Consider the following 16,274-nt stretch of genomic DNA (forward strand, 5'->3'; position numbering starts at 1 on the left):
TTCAATCGAAACGGGCACGGTGTCCCTCCGCGGTACGTCTGGGCCAATCGCACTTCAGACACTCGGAAGAATCCGAGGACGGCTTCTCCGCCTTCCTTGACATCAACAAGCTCGATGCGGGTCATCGCAATCGGACTACCGCACCCGTCAACGCCACATGTGGGGCGGCAACCGAGCCGTACAGGACTCGCACAACAACGCCCCAGAGACGCTTCAGACCAGAGCCTGCACACGCCGTATCGCGGGGGGGGTGTGCCGTATTGGCCTTGGCGACACAGCACTCACAACCAAACCCGAGGAGTAGGGAATGAGCAAGACCCTGTTCATTGGCGGCACCTGGCAATCAGCCGCGTCCGGAGCTGAATTCGATACCCTCGACCCGGCAACTGGTGTGGCACACGCCCGCTGTGCCGACGCCGACCGACAAGACGTCGACGAGGCAGTATCGGCAGCCCGGGCGGCACTCGAAAGCCCCTCCTGGGCGGGCATCGCGCCGTCCGAACGGGCTCGCATTCTGTGGCGCATCGGTGACCTGATCGAGGAACATGCTGAGGAACTCGCTCAGTTGGAAACCCTCGACCAAGGCCAGCCGATCGGCGTCTCGAGGATGGTGAGCGTCAAGGGCGCAGCCGAGCACTTCCGTTACTACGCAGGCTGGGTCACCAAGCTATACGGCGAGACGGCTCCTATGTCGTTTCCCAACGTCCTGCAGTACACCAAGCGGGAACCGGTCGGGGTGTGCGCGCTCATTACTCCGTGGAACTTCCCCCTGATGATTGCGAGCTGGAAGATCGCGCCCGCACTGGCCTGTGGCAATACGGTGATCGTCAAGCCCGCCGAGCAAACACCCATGACGACGGTTCGCCTCGTGCGGCTGTGTCACGAGGCGGGCATCCCTGACGGTGTGCTGAATCTACTCACTGGCGGCCCGGACGCCGGTCGCGCTCTGGTCGAGCACCCGGGCGTCGACAAGGTCTCTTTCACCGGCTCCACCGAGACCGGACGCGCAATCGTGCATGCTTCCGCAGGCAACCTGAAGCGCGTCTCTCTGGAGCTCGGCGGCAAGGCGCCCAGCATCGTGATGCCCGATGCCGACCTCGATGCGGCCGTCACTGGGTGTCTGCAAGGCGCACTACTCAACAGCGGACAGGTGTGCGCCGCCTACACTCGCTTCTACGTCCACCGGTCGCTGGCCGACGAATTCGCCGAGCGATGCGCCAAGGCGGTCGCCCAGATGCGACTCGGGCCGGGCAGCTCCGAGGATACCGACCTCGGCCCCGTGGTCACTGGCCAACACCAGGCCCACATCGACGCACTCGTCCGAAGTGGCATAGACGAGGGTGCCAGCCTGCTCACAGGCGGCTCTCGCGCCGATCGGCCCGGCTACTTCTATCAGCCCACTGTCTTCGCCGGCGTTCGTGACGACATGCGCATAGCTCGGGAAGAGATTTTCGGCCCTGTGCTTTCCATCCTCACCTACGACGAGGAAGACGAGGTGATCGCCCGCGCCAACGACTCCGAGTACGGACTTGCCGCCGCGGTGTGGACCCGGGACGTAGGCGCTGCCCACCGTGTCGCTGGCAGCGTGCGCGCCGGAACCATCTACATCAACATGCCGAACCCCGTGGAAGCCTCGGCGCCGTGGGGCGGCTACGGATCCAGTGGGTGGGGCCGCGAAATGGGCAGCGGCGCCATTGACCTGTACACCGAAGTGAAGAGTGTCTGGACGTCGCTGGCGTAGCTTGCGCGTCTCGCGCTGACAGCCAGCGCGAAAACGCCCCTTCCGGATTTTCTGCCGAGTGCCAGCGACACAGTCCGGAAGGGGCATCCCCGGTTTTCGCACTCCCTCCCGGATTTCAAGCCGGGAGGGAGTGCGGTCTCGTGGCTGTTTGGACGTGTTGGCCAGAGTGGACGTTGTTGCTGGTCGATGTACTGCTTGATGATGCCCTTTGGTGCGCCCTCGCAGGGCCCTGCGAAGTAGGACGGGGACCAGAAGACGGATCCGGTGTCGATCCGGTTGATCCGTCCGGTGCGCTCGGCTCGCAGGTACTGGGAGCCGAGGCCCTTGAGGCAGTTGACCAGCTTCGAGAGCTGGACCTTTGGTGGGAAGTGCGCCAGGAGGTACACGTGATGGCCCTCGCAGTTGACCTCACGCAGCTCAGCCTCGAAGGATTGGCACATGTCCCGCATGATCGCCTCGCAGCGCGTCAGCATCTCCTCATCGGGGCCCTGCAGGAACGCCGCGACGCCTACCGGCACGTCTCGAAGACCAGCGTCGCGTACGGGATGCAATCCGCACAGCTCAGGGACATCCAGGCGTGCAACCCCGAGCGGCAGGGACGTTGGTCCTTCTCATCGCAACAGGCGACGCTTCACCGGCTTGACAAAGCGTTTGCGGCATTCTTCTGCCGGGTCAAGGCCGGGGAAATCCCCGGCTACTCCCGTAGTCGCGGCCTCAACCGGTTCGGCACGGTCGAGTCCCGAAGGAGCGTGACGGATACCGCTGGGGCTCCACCCTCGCACGACCCGACCGCCCGTGTCCGCCTCCAGGGCGTCAGGCACGTAGCGGTCAATCAGCGCCGCCCGGTAGTTGGCAGGGGCAAGACCGTTTCGGTGTGGTCGGGTATCGACCGGGGCATCGCCAACTACCTGTCCAATTCAGGCAGTGGATTCGTCCCCAACCCGCGCTACGCGCACAAGGCGGCGACCTGCCCACCAGGGTCGCCGCGAAGTTCGGGCTGACCCGCTCGATAGCTGACGCCGGTTGGGGGTGTTTCTGACGATCCTGCACGCCAAGGCTGAAAGCGCCCGCCGGACAGGACATGCTCGCCGTGGACCCTCGCGACACACCTCGTGGCAGTGCCCCGAAGTCGGGCACACCGCGAAGGGGAACCGGCCCACCCAGAAGAAGTTCCACTGCGTAAGCTGCGGCTACACCACGCACGCTGGCACAGTCGGGGCACTCAATGTTCCACGGTCGGGCTGGTCCGTCGCGACGCCAACCCGGTATGGCGACAAGCCCCTCCCTATCAAGGCGGGAGGAGTCATGGCTAGATCCCGCCGCGCGCAAAAGCGGAGGACGGACATGCCTTTGATGGCATCAGCAAACGAGTCTCGTCAGCCCGCACCAGCCGCGTCCGTATGCGCCAAATGGTTCCCCAACTCGGAGCTCGGCGAGCGCGGCGGACTCATGGCAAAAGCCCGTCAACCGGTCGTAGTACCGGCGGAGCTGGTTGGCCCGCACCGGTACTACGCGCGCGGCACTCCGCACTCGCTCAGGTAAAGAATGGATCGTCGACGACGTGAACCCATCCGCCATCGGGCTGACGCCGCAGGATCTCAGTGGTGTTGGATACGACGGGCTCGGGCGTGGCTCCGGTCAGCGTTGCGGTGTTGGATACCAGGGCGACGTCACCAACCACGCGCAGCTCGCGCGGCTCCAGCTTCAGCTTTGCACCACTGTCGATCAGCTGACGCAGAGCGTTACGGATGGCCTCCGTGCCGACTGCGTGATTGCCGGGTTGCGGAACAAAGTGAGCGTTCGGCTCGTACAGCGACACCAGGCCTTCCAGATCTCCGGCCTGAAGGTACTCCATGAACAGGGGGCCCACCTGCTGTGGCGTATCAGCACGTCGCCGACCGCCGGTAGTCACGGGCTTGTCGCCCCAACCAGTCGTCGCAAGCAGGTCGTGCCAATCCGGGTAGGCGCCGTACGGTAGATGCCGACGCAGCGATTGACCTACGAAGGTGGTCGGGCTGGCCTTCTGCGGCTTGGCAAGGGCCTGGCTCAGGACGGCATCGGTGAACCTGTACGCCAGGTCGGAGCGAGGAAGCAGGGCGTGCACGTCATCGGCGAGGCCGGCAGGAAGTGTTTCGCGACCCAGACCAAGGATGTCGGTGGTAATGCCCGCCTGCGCAATGGATACCTCCGCTCCCTTGCGCGCGGCGATTCCGTCGGAAGTGTGCAGGGCGATTGCGTCCCAGACGACCTGGATACGTGGTTCCTCAACTCCCTGCTCCCGCAGGAACTCCGCCGCCGTGTCGGCCCCGTCGACCTCGAAACGCTGATCCCCGTTACCTTGCTCGCTCAGCCCGACATCGTGCAGGACGCAACTGAGGAAGAGGAGTTCGTCGTCGTAGTCCAAACCGGACCGCAAGTCACGGTGATTCGCGTGCGCACGGGCGAAGACGTAGCTTCGAACGCTGTGGTTCAGGAGATATTCCGGCGTGACGCGTGCGCTGAACGCAAACGCATTTCGGGCAATCTCCGAGTCAGGGAGAGAGAGCTGAGTGAAGATGAGCGGGGGTGTATCGGTCACGGTGTGTGGCTCCCTTTCATCGAGTGTGGCTGGTTGAACCGGGCACGGTTACCTGTGAGCGGGCCCGCAGAATCGATCTTGATGCAGTAATGACGGTAGACATCCCCACCTCAGTGCATGCGGCGTTGCACGCACGAGCGTGTGGCGTTTTCTGAATTGGCAGCCTCAGAGCACGCACACGGTCACAGAGCCGACAGAACGAGAACTAGTGAGTCGGGGGGGGTGCCCTTCCAGACTCCACCGACGTCTCAACGGGTCCAGACGCGGGTGGCTACTCTTTCCCCTCGTCGACGTGGACCGGGCCGAGCTATGACTGCCTTTGCGTGTCCCTGAGTGACATCTATCGGGTGGGGGTGACGCGAGATGCACCTGTGGCCGAGGGGCGTAGGCGACTCAGGACCGTCCAGTAGGTGGAGGGGAAGATACGGCCGACAATGTCGGCGAAGATGGCGAGTTGAGTAATTACTACCCGGCCCTTGCGCTTCGCAATGGCGTCGAGGATCCCGGCGGCAGCCCTATCGGCGGGGTAGGTGAGCATCTTGTCAAAGGAAGCGGATCCAGCGTTCCCTGACTGTTTGTCAGCAAGACTTGCGGCGATCCGTGCTGACTCGGAGATACGGGTCCGGATTCCACCGGGGTGCACCGTGGTTACGCCGATCGCCTGGGGGGCGAGCTCATGACGCAGGGCTTCGCTGAAACCGCGCAGAGCGTATTTGCTGGAGGCATAGGCGACCTGGCCTGGGGGTGCGATGAGACCGAACAAGCTGGATACGTTGACGATGTGGCTTCCCGGGGAGCTCCGCAGGATGGGTAGCAGTCGTCTGGTGAGAGCGACAGGCGCGTGGAAGTTGATACGCACCACCCAGTCGAATTCCTCAGCCGACAGATCCTCGAACCACCCGTCCATGGCCACGCCGGCATTGTTGACCAGAAGCGTGATGCGAGGGTGGTCGACGAGGATCTGCTCGACCGCGGTGTCGAGGGCGTCCTGGTGGGCAAGGTCAACCACCAAGGCGTGGACACGCAGATCGGGGTGACGATCACGGACGATGTGCACGACATTGTTGAGGCGCTCCGCGTCGCGATCGAGCAGGACCAGATTGCTTCCGCGAGCGGCCAGGCCGTAGGCCATTTGTTCACCCATACCGCTGGCGGCACCGGTGAGTACAGCAGTGCCGCCAGCGAAGCGGTACGGCCGGAGCAGGGACATCGTTCTCCTCTGAGCAGTGAAGGGGGCGCCTTACGATCTAAGTACGTGATCGGCGCCGTCCGCGTGGGTTGATGCACTCTGCGTCCAGGCGAAGGAGTCGTCACATGACGAGAGGGAGAGGGAATCCTCAAGGTGATGGCAGTGTCGGCTGACGATCAATCTCAGCACTGCAAAAACGCACCGCCATCACCCTGAGCAAGGCACAGCAGTCAAACCCGTCGACGGATCTCGGTCAGTAATGCGCCTGAATTGTCGGCCCGAATCCTCTTGCCAGCCCAGGTCTTCACGATACGAACGAGGGCAGGCAGCTGGCGGAGTCATGGCGTTTTGAGTCGGGGTCGCAAGCGCGGTTCCACATCCGTCCTACGCGGTTCGCGGACCCTGTCACGGCAAAGCGCCGCTGGCCCGACGCCAACGACGCCGCCGCTCACTTGCGAGGCTTCGCAATGACACCGTCCGCGGGTGCCACCCAAACTCATGTCGAGGCCTAGTCCCGTACCGGCTGGCACCGGCTGGTATTTCGGCTAGAACATCGTGTTGTCGTTTGCCGATGTCTCCGGGACTTCCTGAAGAGAGTCCCAGTGCTCGACGATCCTTCCGTTCTGCACGCGGAAGAGGTCAAGTACCGCCGTACCCCGCTCGCCGGGCGCGTTGACGTAGTGGCTGTGCACGGCCACCAGGTCGCCTTCGGCGATGATCCGCTTGGGAGTGACCGTCAGCTGCGGGTACTGCTTGAAGTACGCACCCAGTCCGGCCTTCACCCCAGTGACACCGTCCGGGATGGTCGGGTTGTGCTGGTGATAGTCGGGAGTGACGTAGCGGTCGATGGCGGACAGGTCCTTGCGGACCAAGAGTTGATCGACGAAGCCGGTCACCAACCGCTTGTTCGCAGTCGTCAGCCACCGGGGTCCGGTCTGGTGAGCCGGAGGCTGACTGACGGTGGAGAACATGTCGTTGCCGTTGACCGACACCGCGGGCACATCCTGAATCACGTCCCAGTGCTCAGCGAGCTTTCCGCCCTGGAAACGGAAGATGTCGTAGTAGGAGCCGCCGCGGTCGTCCGGGGTCAGCTGGACGTGAGAATGCACTATCACCAGGTCACCCTCGGAGATCACCTGCTTGACGTTGAACCTGGCGTCGGGGAACTGCTGATGGATGGCAACGCCGAGGTTCTTGAGCGCATCGATGCCATTGGGCAGCGTCGGATTGTGCTGGATGTAGTCCCGGCGCACATTGCGGTCGACAACCTGGGTGTCTCCCCGCTCGAACAGCCCCTTGAGGACCGCGACGGCGACGGATTTCTGGTACTGGAGGCCGGCGTTCTCGCCGTCCCAAGGGGCAGCGGGGTGACCGGTGTGCCGGACGGTGGCCGCTGGCGGAGTTGCCGCGGTGGCAGGCACGGCTATGGCGGCGGTGAGGGCTGCAGCCACGAATGTGGCAGCGAGGGTACTGCGGCTGGTGACGGTCATGGTGCTCAGATCTCCGATCCCACTGGGCAGGCAGATGGATACGTTTTACGTTTCAAAGTTGAAACATCAACGGCGCCATACAAACACTGACTACTTGAGACTTCAAGTACATACTTTCGGCCACCCGAGGCGAGATTGCGAGGCATCAACCAACGGCCGACGAGGCGGCGACTGCGGAGCTGGCCTGGTCGAACAGGCCTCCCGATCGGGTGATCGAGTGAGGGGCGGGGCATGTCGGCAAGGCCCCATAGCACTTCGGGGGTGCGAGCCAATCCGAGCACCAGGAGGCCCTGTTGCCACAGTGCCCGGCGTCCGCGTGAGTGGAGCCCAACAGGGCTTCCCCGTCGTGTGCCAGTCTCGTGCACAGGTTCGCCAATACGGCATCCAGGCCCGGACCACGCCCCGAGTTACGTCTCAGACGTGTCGGAGGCGGAGTGGCAGGTCGTCCAGGCGATGCTGCCGGTTCGGGCCTGATTGGAGGGGCGGGGCTGGCGACCGGAGGGCTTCTGTCACCGGCAAATGATCGACACGGTGCGCTATGTGGCCAAGGAGGGCCGTTCGCCGCGCCCGACGGCCACGAACATCCCGGACTCGGCATCTGGCTGGGACGGCGGCAAGAGGGTAGCCGGCCGCAAGCGTCGCCTGGTGGTAGACGGCCTCGGCCTGGTTCTGGCCGTCGCGGCGAGCTGCAGGACCGCGATGCCAGGTGAACGCAGGCGCGGAGCCAGGCACACGGGGTGCCTGGCTCCGCGTCCTCTTCGTCACGGCTACCGGGCCGACAAACGGCCACGACAGTCGACCTCAGCCACCGCGAGACATCGTCAGTCCGGACGCACCGGGCCGGCGAGCAGCTCATCCAGGCCGGGGAACGGATTGTCGGGCCGGTACTTGCGGTACACGGTGTCGACGAACGACAGCGGCACCCACTTCGACGGCTTCTCGTCGATCTGATGGACCAGCTGATCATGGATGTTCTTGCGCAGGTCCAGATACGGAAATGCCGCGTGCGCCGCGTCCAGTACCGCCCGGTCCACGTTCTCGACACCGAAAGCGAAAATGTCGGCACCGATGCCGTACTGCGCGAGAGCGCAGATCACATGCTTGTGAGGCGCGATGCCCGAGGAGGTGTGCAGCGCCACCGCATCCCAGATCTGGTCGGCGGCGACATCGGACAGCCCGTGCTCCCGGGCGAAGCGAGCGGCCCGGAACGCACCGTCCACCTCGAACCGGTTCGGACCCTGCCCTGCGTCGGTCAGGCCAATGTCGTGCAGCACTGTGGCGAGAAAGAGCGTCTCGTCGTCGTAGTCCGTACCCGCAACGAGGTTCATGGCGGTGGCGATACTGCGAGCATAGAAGTAGCTGCGGACACTGTGGTTGAGCAGCCATTCCGGAGCGTGCTCGGCAGTGAAGGCAATAGCGGCCTCCGTAGCCGCTGTACGCGGCCACCGTCCGATCTCCTCCGGCAGATTGTCGAGCACGCTCATTTGACCCCTGCCTCCAGTGCCCGGACCTCGGCGCTGACGACGTCGACCGACCGCAGCTCACCCACGAGGTTGGTCTGCTCGAAGTAGTTGTACCAGCCGGAACTCTCGACACCGCCCAGGAACACATCGGCTCCTTCCCTCGAAGGGGCCTGCCAGATCGCAAACCACTCGTAGGACGTGGACTGCGGGGCCGGTTCCACCCTGCCCCAGCCGAGCGTCACAACGCCGATTTCCTCGAGCTGCTTGATGGCTTCCTGCATCCCTGTGAACAGACTGTTCAGCGTCTCCTCGTCGGCGGCGAAGAAGGCGGGTTTCGGGGTCCATGTCTCGATCACAACGTGCATGTTGCGCATCTCCTCACTATTCGCGATCGACATGACCAGACCAGCCTAGAAAGTCCCAGGTCACCATTACGATGGCCAGATGGACAGTAATCCCAAAGATCCGGCCAAGGTCGCCGTAGTGGTGCAGCCGGGCTACGTGCTGCTGGACGTAGCCGTTCCCCAGCAGGTGTTCGGCCACTGGCCGGACTACGTGACCGCCCGTTGGCCCGGCGGTGCCCCCTATGAGCTGACCTTGGTGAGTCCTGTTCCCGCGGAGAACTCGCTGGTGCCCCGCGAGGTTGAGCCGCTCGACCGGTTGGATACGGCGGACACCGTGATCGTCGCCGGAGTGCAAGACCCCACAGAGCCTCCAGACGCTGAGCTGGTCGAACGCCTGCGTGACGCATACCACCGGGGGAGTCGGATGGTGTCGATCTGCACGGGCGCCTTCGCCCTGGCGGCAGCCGGGATCTTGGACGGCCGCAGCGCCACCACCCACTGGTACTGGGCCGGACTGCTGCGAGAGCGCCATCCGTCGGTCACGCTCCGCGAAGCGGAGCTCTACGTCGAGGACACTGGCGTCTTCACCTCCGCGGGCGTCCTCGCCGGAACCGACCTGTGCCTACATCTCCTACGGCTCGACCATGGTCAGGCCGCCGCGAACACCATGGCCCGCTTCCTGGTCAGCCCTCCCCGCCGCGAAGGAGGACAGGCCCAGTTCATCGAGCACACCGCACCCGGCGGTGACCCCGAGATCACCGACGTGATCACTTGGATTCTGGAACACCTCGACGAGCCGCTCACCCTCGAGTCGGTTAGCCAGCACAGCCACATGAGCACACGAACGCTGCGCCGCAGATTCCAGGCCGTGACCGGAACGAGCGTCATGAAGTGGGTGGCCATGCAACGCGTAGCCTCTGCCCGCGAACTCCTCGAGACCACTCGCCTCGGTATCGATGACATCGCCCACCGATGCGGCTTCGGCTCCGCGGAGTCACTACGCATCCACTTCACCGCGATGACCAGGACCAGCCCGTCGAGATACCGCCGAACCTTCGCCTCCTGACTGCTGCCTTCTGCCTCCGAACAGAGGGCCGAAGAACCGTCGCAAACAGGGCGGCCATAACTTCACCCTGTGCGGTCATGTTGGCGACGTCCAAAGTGTGGGTCTCGGTGTGCCGAAGCAAGATCCATCGAAGTAGCACCCCCTTTCACCACGTCGCCCATGGCCTCGACGCGCTTGAGTAGGCCGACATCGCCTTCGTCCCCGGCTGCCGGTTCCCGGACCGTGACGACCCACCACAGGCCGCCCCTCGGCCGGCGCCACCTCCAGTCACGCAGCCCGGCGCCTGGTCGGGCCCCCTACCGCAGCGGCGGCCAGGCCCAGTACGTGCCGCGCAGCGTCCCCGAGCCGCTCGGCGAGCGCTTCGCCGTCACCCGCGAGTGGGCACTGCACCGGCTCGACGAGCCCCTCACCCTCGACATACTGGCGCGGCAGGCGGGGGTCTCGCCGCGCACATTCTCCCGGCGCTTCGCCGAGGAGACCGGCTACACGCCGATGCAGTGGGTGATGCGCGCCCGCATCGACCTGGCCCGCGAATTACTCGAACGCTCACAGCACAGCGTCGAACAGATCGCCACCGACATCGGCCTCGGCACCGGCGCGCCTTCGACCAGGCCAGATAGCGAGTCGCCGCTGGAGGCACCAAAGGGTCTGGGAACCGTGCCGCGGCAATGGGGTCGTGCGTAACCGGACCGTGAGTCGGGGCTGAGGAACAGGACTCTTGACGGCATTGGTTCAGACCTTTACCGTCTCGACACACCGGTTCACAGGTGAACCAGTCGTTCACATTCCTGAACTCGGCTTGTCCTCCCCCACATCCCGAAGGACGGCACCATGATCCGTACCAGAGTTCTCGCGACGTCCACCGTCGCGGCCACTGTCGCCGTGGTCACCGTGTTGGGCACATCAAGCGCCGGCGCCGCAGATCCGAAGGTCGCTCCCGGCGGCAACTTCGATTTGTCGGTCTGGCAGTTGCAGGAGCCCGTGGGGTCACCCGGCAGTCCCACGACCATATCCTCGTCCCGGCTGCAGGGCGCGAACGGCTTCCAGGACTCGTACTTCTACACGGACACCCGCGACGGAGCAATGACGTTCTGGGCACCCGAGAAGGGCGTCACCACCCCGAACTCCAACTACGCCCGCTCCGAGTTGCGTGAGATGAACCGCAACGGCAGTGCGGCGGACTGGTCGTTGAGCGGCAGCCACAAGTTGAGCGCGACTCTGCGCGTGGTGTCGGTGACGTCCAACGTGTGCGTGGGGCAGATTCACCTCGGCTCCGGCGGCTCCTCCACCAAGCCGCTGGTGGAGCTGTACTACCGGTCGAACGGCGATATCGTCGTCGGTACCGAGAACTCCCCCGCGGGCGGCCAGACACTGCACACCGTGGGCCATGTATCGGTCGGCAAGACGTGGAGCTACACCATCGCCGTATCCGGCGGCAACACCATCAACCTGACGGTCAACGGCAGCTCCACGCGCTACACGATCCCGTCGTCGTTCTTCCCGTACAAGCAGTACTTCAAGGCCGGTTCCTACAACCAGTCGTCCTCCGACAGCACCACGAAGGGCGCGCGGGTGGCGTTCTACGGGCTGAACGTCTCGCACGGCTGACGGAGGCGGGGGACGCACACGCGACCCGGCCCAAGAGATCGACAGCCCCACGACGGCCCGGTGTTGCCGAAACTCCGGGCCGTCCGGTCTTTCGTCAGGTGCGGTGGAGATCCGCCGATGTGGCAACTGCCCCCGTGCGCCTTCCAGTCAGCAGGTCAGGTTCGCGCCGGGCGCGGTGTGCACGATGTCGGTGAACGCGAGGTAGAGGTCCACCCGGTGCTGCATCTGGTCGGGCCGGCCGCCGTTGCACTCGGTGGAACCGTTGAGGCTCCAGATCGTCTGTCCGAAGCCGTGACCGCCGGTGATCGCGTCGTGCCCGGTCATCGTCCCGGGGCCGGTCTGGGTGTTCCAGTACCACAGCGCGGTCATCCAGGCCACGGCCGGATCGGTCTCCACCAGCCAGGGGTTGTTGAGCAGGTCGAGGCCCAGCGCGTCGCCCGCGGCCTTGTAGTTGAAGTTCCAGCTCAGCATGATTGCCCCGCGCCCGTAGTACGCGGAGGTCCCGGCCGGACAGCCGTAGGGCTGGGTGGCGTCGCAGAAGATCGGGTAGGTCTCCTCGTTCTGCGCCCGGACGTAGAACAGACCGCCGGTCTCGTGGCTTATGTTGGCGAGGAAGGCTGCGGCCTCCTGTTTGCGGACGGTCCAGCTGCCGGTGCGGGCGAAGGCGGGGTACGCCTCGGTGGCTTCGAGGAGCCCGTCGTAGGTGTAGAAGGAGTTCCGGTCCGGGAACATCCGCTCGAACTGCACTTCGCTCACCACGAATCGGGAACCGTGCCGGGCCGGGGCGGTGGCCTGAGCGGGAGCGGCGGCCGTGAAAAGCAGTCCGCACAGCGCGGTCAGGGCGGCCAGCATGGTCCTGCTCCTTAATCTGAGCATGAGTCATCTCTCCTTGGAGCCACGGGAGTTCGCGGCGATGGGGGGTGATCGACTGACAGGGCTACCCCTTCCCAGCGCCAGACCGTCCTAGGCGTGGTTCCCACGGTGCGTCCCGCTCGGCGGCGTCCGCCGTCAGCCGTCCTCCGCCTCGCCCGTCACCGCATCAACGTCCTGTTCGCCATGCTCCACGTCGGCACCTTCCACGAACCCCAAACCACGCGCCACATGGGACTCTCAGTTAGCCGACGAGCCGAGCCGGAGTACCCGTGACACTTGAGGAACTGGTCAGCCAACTGACTGTGAAGGATGACGGCCTGACCGTCTTCGCCAGCGAGCCCTGGACTGCGCAGAGCGACGCGATGGCTGCCCCCAACCGGGAAGGCACAAGCCAGCCAGATACAGAGGGCCGCACGTACCTCCTGGAAGCCGTCCTGATCCGCGACGTCCTGGAAACCTGGCGTGCGCACCATGACGGGGCCATTCCTTCCGCGCAACAGGCATGCGAGGCAGTCATCTACTACGCCGAGAACGACACATTCCTGTACCCGGACGAATACCTGCCCTGATCCCCGGCCCCGGACTCGCACTCGCCCCCGCCAGGCGAGTGTTCGAAGACTTTTCCGTTGCGGGAAGCGGAATTTTATGGCCTCCAGGGCGGTCCGTTAGCGTCGGATTCATGGATTGGAATTTTCGGTCGGCCGGAGAGTTGGCGGCCGCGTTGCGCGCTGGTGAAGTGTCCTCGGTGGAATTGACTGAGGCGGCGATCGCTGGGATTGAGCGGGATGAGGGAGTGATCAACGCGATCTGTGTGTCTGACTTCGATCGTGCCCGGGCGGCTGCGCGTCGTGCCGACCAGGAATTCGGCCGGGGCGAGGATCGGCCGCTCCTGGGTATTCCGGTGACAGTCAAGGAGTCTTACAACATGGTCGGGATGCCCACGACTTGGGGCATGCCGCAGTACCGGGACTTTGTACCGGCCGAGGACGCGGTACAGGTGTCGCGGCTCAAAGCCGCCGGCGCGGTGGTGCTCGGTAAGACCAATGTGCCGTTGGGACTACAAGACATCCAGAGCTTCAACGACATCTACGGCACCACCAACAACCCGTGGGATCACGGTCGTACCTCGGGCGGATCCTCCGGTGGATCGGCGGCGGCCCTGGCGTCCGGGTTCGGCGCGCTGTCCATCGGCTCCGACCTCGCCGGTTCGCTGCGCACCCCCGCGCATTTCTGCGGTGTCTACGCGCACAAGCCGACACTCGGGCTGGCCGCGAACCGCGGTATGGTCCCGCCGTCCGAGCCGGCATTGCCGGTCGACCTCGACCTCGCCGTCGTCGGTCCGATGGCGCGCACCGCCCGTGACCTCACGCTCCTGCTCGACGTCATGGCCGGACCGGACCCACTGACCTTCGGCGTGGCGCACCACGTGACGCTGCCGCCCGCGCGCCACGAACGGCTCCGCGACTTCCGGGTCTTGGTCCTCGACGAGCATCCGCTCATTCCGACCGGGTCCGCTGTGCGCGCGGGCGTGCACCGGGTGGCCGACGCGCTGGTCGACGGCGGCGCCCGCGTCGAACGGCACAGTGCGCTGCTGCCCGATCTGACCGAAGCCGGGACGCTCTACACGCAGTTGCTGTTTTCGGGCTCCGTTGCGCGTTTCCCCGTCGACGCGTACGAGCAGCTGCGGACCCGCGCCGCCGGACTGAGCGCACACGACCAGAGTCTCGACGCGGCGCGGCTGCGCGGCATGGTGTGCAGCCACCGCGACTGGATCGAGGTGAACAACCGTCGCGAGCTCCACCGCCACGGCTGGCGGCAGCTGTTCGGCGAGTTCGATGCCGTGGTGTGTCCGATCACGCCGACTCCCGCGTTCCCGCACGACCACAACCCTGATCTGTTGGAACGTCGGCTCGACATCGACGGCGTCGAGTACCCGTACTTCGACCAGCTCGTCTGGGCCGGTCTGGCCACCATGCCCGGCCTGCCCGCCACCGCGATACCCGCGGGTCGGTCCTGCGAGGGTCTGCCGGTGGGCGTGCAGCTCATAGGTCCGATGTTCGAGGACCGCACCACACTGCGGCTGGCCGACCTGCTCGAACAGCAGATCGGCGGCTTCCAGGCACCGAAGTAACGCGTCGTACCGGGTACCCGTCGAGGACGAGGTACGGCGGCCGTCGCGGCCAGTATCTGCGGCGCAACGGATTCATCACCGGGACTTAGGCCTGTGGCGCGAGGACGAGCTTGACCAGCGGATCCAGGAACTCCTGCGCTGCCAAGTGCGGGAGAGAGCCCGGCGATTGGAGGACCCGTCCCTCGTGGTCATCGAAACCCAGTCGGTCCGCGCGGCAGCCGGTGTCCTGAAGACCACGACGGGACTGGACGCCAACAAGAAGGTGCCGAGCCGCAAGCGGGGGCTGGCCGTGGATGTGATGGGGCTGGTCATCGGTGTCGTCGTGCTGGCCGCGTCCGCCCACGACAACGCCGTCGTCACCACTCTGCTCGACCAGGCCGCCGAACCATGCGGGCACCGCCTGGAGAAAGCCCCGGTGGAGCAGGGCTTCAACGACGAAGTCGTCATCCACGGCGCGATGCTCGACATCACCGTCGACATCGTCCGCCGCAACCTGCCGACCAGGGCAAGGGCTTCGTCCCGCAGCCGGAGCGGTAGGTGGTGGAGCAGACGAACGGCACCCTGCACCCTCACCGGCGCCTCGCCCGTGAGTACGACCACCGACCAGACACCTCAGCCTCGCGCGTCTACTGGGCTTCCATCGCGAACATGACCCGCCGCCTCACCACCCCGAGTCGGCGTGGCGCGACACCCTCGGACTGGCCGCATGAACATCAACGAACTCCTGGCAGACCTCCAGGCCCAGCACGACGAGACCACCGCCTGAGTTGACCCCCGCCTACCAGGTCATCGTGAACGCCTTCAGCACCCACCCCGACCAGGCGTTCCGCGTCCGTGAGCTGCACGAACTCCTCGGCATGCCCACGGACGACCCGGCCATGAACGTCACCCTCAGCTGCCTCGGACGCCTCGCCCGTCAAGTCTTCCTCACTCGACCCGGACGCGGTCTCTGCCAGAAACGGGCTTAGCGCCGCTTTGCGTGGGCTGGAATCGGCACGGCCGACGGCCGCCACTCTCGCCTGATCAATCCGAACACCCACGAGTCGGACACTTCGCCGTTCACGACGCAGTCTTCCCGCAGCGTCCCTTCACGCCTGAATCCGATCTTCTCCAGGACCCGGGCAGATGCCACGTTGCGCGTGTCGGTCTCGGCCTGGATTCGATTCAGGTCCAGTGTGTCGAATGCCCACTGCAGCAGGGCGTGTGCTGCCTCCGTCGCGTAGCCGTGGCCCCACATCGCCTCGGCGAGGCAGTAGCCCAACGACGCGCTGCGGTAGTCCGGGTTCCATTCGGCCAGAACGCACCAGCCGACGAAGGCCCGGTCAGAAGCACGGTCGATGGCCACCCGCGCCCCGGTGCCTTCGTCCGCCATCGTCTGGCACATCGCGATGAATCGCTCGGCGCGGGCCCGGTCGGTCCACGGCGGGGAGTCCCAGTAGCGCATCACGTCGGTGCTGCTGTGCAGCGCGAACAGTGGGTCCGCGTCGGCGTCGGTGAAGGGTCGCAGTCGCAGGCGAGCGGTGTTCACTACGGGGGTGGCCAAAGTCATGCGCACCATGTTGTGTCCTCATGGGGCGGGCAGAACACCGAATATCCGATCACGTCCGGCCCTCACGACCAAGGCACCGCCTACCAGCAGATCGTGCCTGCCTTCAACCAGCGCCCCCGACCAGACATTCGGTAAGAGCGTCGGGAAGCCACAGAACCTCTACCAACTGGGTCCGCTCGACGCCAACATGCCGGGCCGCTGAACGACGTCACACCCAGTCTGGGAGTGCCGTCTACGGTGAC

The 16,274-nt window shown here is 65.3% G+C and carries 16 protein-coding genes and 3 pseudogenes; 11 read left to right on the plus strand and 8 right to left on the minus strand.

Translation table 11 applies throughout. The features are described from left to right. Window positions 1-307 precede the first annotated feature (307 nt). A complete protein-coding gene (locus tag OG219_RS01095) occupies window positions 308-1,741 on the plus strand; it encodes an aldehyde dehydrogenase (RefSeq protein WP_266821883.1) in 1,434 nt (477 codons plus the stop codon). On the opposite strand, the gene tnpA is transcribed toward OG219_RS01095, so the two are convergent. Beyond that, window positions 1,651-2,214 carry an IS200/IS605 family transposase gene (gene tnpA / locus OG219_RS01100; RefSeq protein ID WP_323183341.1) on the minus strand — a complete coding sequence of 188 codons (564 nt, stop codon included), beginning with the start codon at window positions 2,212-2,214 and terminating at the stop codon, window positions 1,651-1,653. The genes OG219_RS01095 and tnpA overlap by 91 nt on opposite strands. Here tnpA and OG219_RS01105 point away from each other — a divergent pair. Continuing rightward, window positions 2,128-2,742, plus strand: coding sequence for a hypothetical protein (locus tag OG219_RS01105; RefSeq protein ID WP_266836429.1), 615 nt, complete (start codon window positions 2,128-2,130; stop codon window positions 2,740-2,742). The two genes, tnpA and OG219_RS01105, sit on opposite strands and share 87 nt — an antisense overlap. A 28-nt stretch (window positions 2,743-2,770) precedes the next feature. Then, a complete protein-coding gene (locus OG219_RS01110) occupies window positions 2,771-3,283 on the plus strand; it encodes a zinc ribbon domain-containing protein (protein ID WP_266821885.1) in 513 nt (170 codons plus the stop codon). Here OG219_RS01110 and OG219_RS01115 read toward each other — a convergent pair. The 3 genes from OG219_RS01115 to OG219_RS01125 all read right to left on the minus strand — a co-directional run bounded on the left by OG219_RS01115 (window position 3,276) and on the right by OG219_RS01125 (window position 6,998). Continuing rightward, the gene (locus OG219_RS01115) at window positions 3,276-4,319 is read right to left on the minus strand and encodes an SgcJ/EcaC family oxidoreductase (protein ID WP_266821887.1); all 1,044 of its coding nucleotides are present in this window, start codon (window positions 4,317-4,319) and stop codon (window positions 3,276-3,278) included. The two genes, OG219_RS01110 and OG219_RS01115, sit on opposite strands and share 8 nt — an antisense overlap. Before the next feature lie 340 nt (window positions 4,320-4,659). Further along, window positions 4,660-5,529, minus strand: coding sequence for an SDR family oxidoreductase (locus OG219_RS01120; RefSeq protein WP_266821889.1), 870 nt, complete (start codon window positions 5,527-5,529; stop codon window positions 4,660-4,662). Window positions 5,530-6,053: 524 nt separating this feature from the next. After that, window positions 6,054-6,998 carry a nuclear transport factor 2 family protein gene (locus OG219_RS01125; RefSeq protein WP_266821891.1) on the minus strand — a complete coding sequence of 315 codons (945 nt, stop codon included), beginning with the start codon at window positions 6,996-6,998 and terminating at the stop codon, window positions 6,054-6,056. A gap of 549 nt (window positions 6,999-7,547) precedes the next feature. Between OG219_RS01125 and OG219_RS01130 the strand changes: the two are divergent. Then, a pseudogene (locus OG219_RS01130) lies at window positions 7,548-7,676 on the plus strand (IS5/IS1182 family transposase); the annotation flags it as partial. Window positions 7,677-7,819: 143 nt separating this feature from the next. On the opposite strand, the gene OG219_RS01135 reads toward OG219_RS01130, so the two are convergent. Beyond that, window positions 7,820-8,482, minus strand: coding sequence for an HD domain-containing protein (locus tag OG219_RS01135; RefSeq protein ID WP_266821893.1), 663 nt, complete (start codon window positions 8,480-8,482; stop codon window positions 7,820-7,822). Continuing rightward, on the minus strand, window positions 8,479-8,826 hold the full coding sequence (locus OG219_RS01140; protein WP_266821895.1) for a DUF6616 family protein: 348 nt from the start codon (window positions 8,824-8,826) through the stop codon (window positions 8,479-8,481). The genes OG219_RS01135 and OG219_RS01140 overlap by 4 nt, the downstream gene beginning before the upstream one ends. Window positions 8,827-8,905: 79 nt before the next feature. On the opposite strand from OG219_RS01140, the gene OG219_RS01145 reads away from it, so the two are divergent. The 3 genes and pseudogenes from OG219_RS01145 to OG219_RS01155 all read left to right on the plus strand — a co-directional run bounded on the left by OG219_RS01145 (window position 8,906) and on the right by OG219_RS01155 (window position 11,479). Beyond that, on the plus strand, window positions 8,906-9,871 hold the full coding sequence (locus tag OG219_RS01145) for a GlxA family transcriptional regulator (protein ID WP_266821897.1): 966 nt from the start codon (window positions 8,906-8,908) through the stop codon (window positions 9,869-9,871). Between the two features lie 146 nt (window positions 9,872-10,017). Next, window positions 10,018-10,471 (plus strand): annotated as a pseudogene (locus OG219_RS01150) (helix-turn-helix domain-containing protein); the annotation flags it as partial. A 231-nt stretch (window positions 10,472-10,702) separates the two neighbouring features. After that, entirely contained in the window at window positions 10,703-11,479 is a 777-nt protein-coding gene (locus OG219_RS01155) for a polysaccharide lyase family 7 protein (RefSeq protein ID WP_266821899.1), read from the plus strand. 147 nt (window positions 11,480-11,626) lie between these two features. Here OG219_RS01155 and OG219_RS01160 read toward each other — a convergent pair whose 3' ends face one another. Further along, window positions 11,627-12,331, minus strand: a complete 705-nt coding sequence (locus tag OG219_RS01160; RefSeq protein WP_323183253.1) for a chitinase — start codon at window positions 12,329-12,331, stop codon at window positions 11,627-11,629. Between the two features lie 290 nt (window positions 12,332-12,621). Here OG219_RS01160 and OG219_RS01165 point away from each other — a divergent pair, with 290 nt between their 5' ends. The 4 genes and pseudogenes from OG219_RS01165 to OG219_RS01180 all read left to right on the plus strand — a co-directional run bounded on the left by OG219_RS01165 (window position 12,622) and on the right by OG219_RS01180 (window position 15,451). Continuing rightward, on the plus strand, window positions 12,622-12,921 hold the full coding sequence (locus OG219_RS01165; protein WP_266821903.1) for a hypothetical protein: 300 nt from the start codon (window positions 12,622-12,624) through the stop codon (window positions 12,919-12,921). Window positions 12,922-13,031: 110 nt separating this feature from the next. Next, window positions 13,032-14,483 (plus strand): amidase, encoded by a 1,452-nt coding sequence (locus OG219_RS01170; protein WP_266835961.1) that lies wholly within the window; start codon window positions 13,032-13,034, stop codon window positions 14,481-14,483. A 94-nt stretch (window positions 14,484-14,577) separates the two neighbouring features. Then, window positions 14,578-15,193: pseudogene (locus tag OG219_RS01175) on the plus strand (IS5/IS1182 family transposase); the annotation flags it as partial. An 81-nt stretch (window positions 15,194-15,274) separates the two neighbouring features. After that, window positions 15,275-15,451: a hypothetical protein gene (locus OG219_RS01180; RefSeq protein ID WP_266821905.1), complete on the plus strand. Its 177-nt coding sequence runs from the start codon at window positions 15,275-15,277 to the stop codon at window positions 15,449-15,451. Here the strand turns inward: OG219_RS01180 and OG219_RS01185 are convergent. Next, a complete protein-coding gene (locus OG219_RS01185) occupies window positions 15,448-16,032 on the minus strand; it encodes a GNAT family N-acetyltransferase (protein WP_266835962.1) in 585 nt (194 codons plus the stop codon). The two genes, OG219_RS01180 and OG219_RS01185, sit on opposite strands and share 4 nt — an antisense overlap. Window positions 16,033-16,274: the final 242 nt, after the last annotated feature.

Source organism: Streptomyces sp. NBC_00038 (genome assembly GCF_026343635.1).
Classification (GTDB): domain Bacteria; phylum Actinomycetota; class Actinomycetes; order Streptomycetales; family Streptomycetaceae; genus Streptomyces.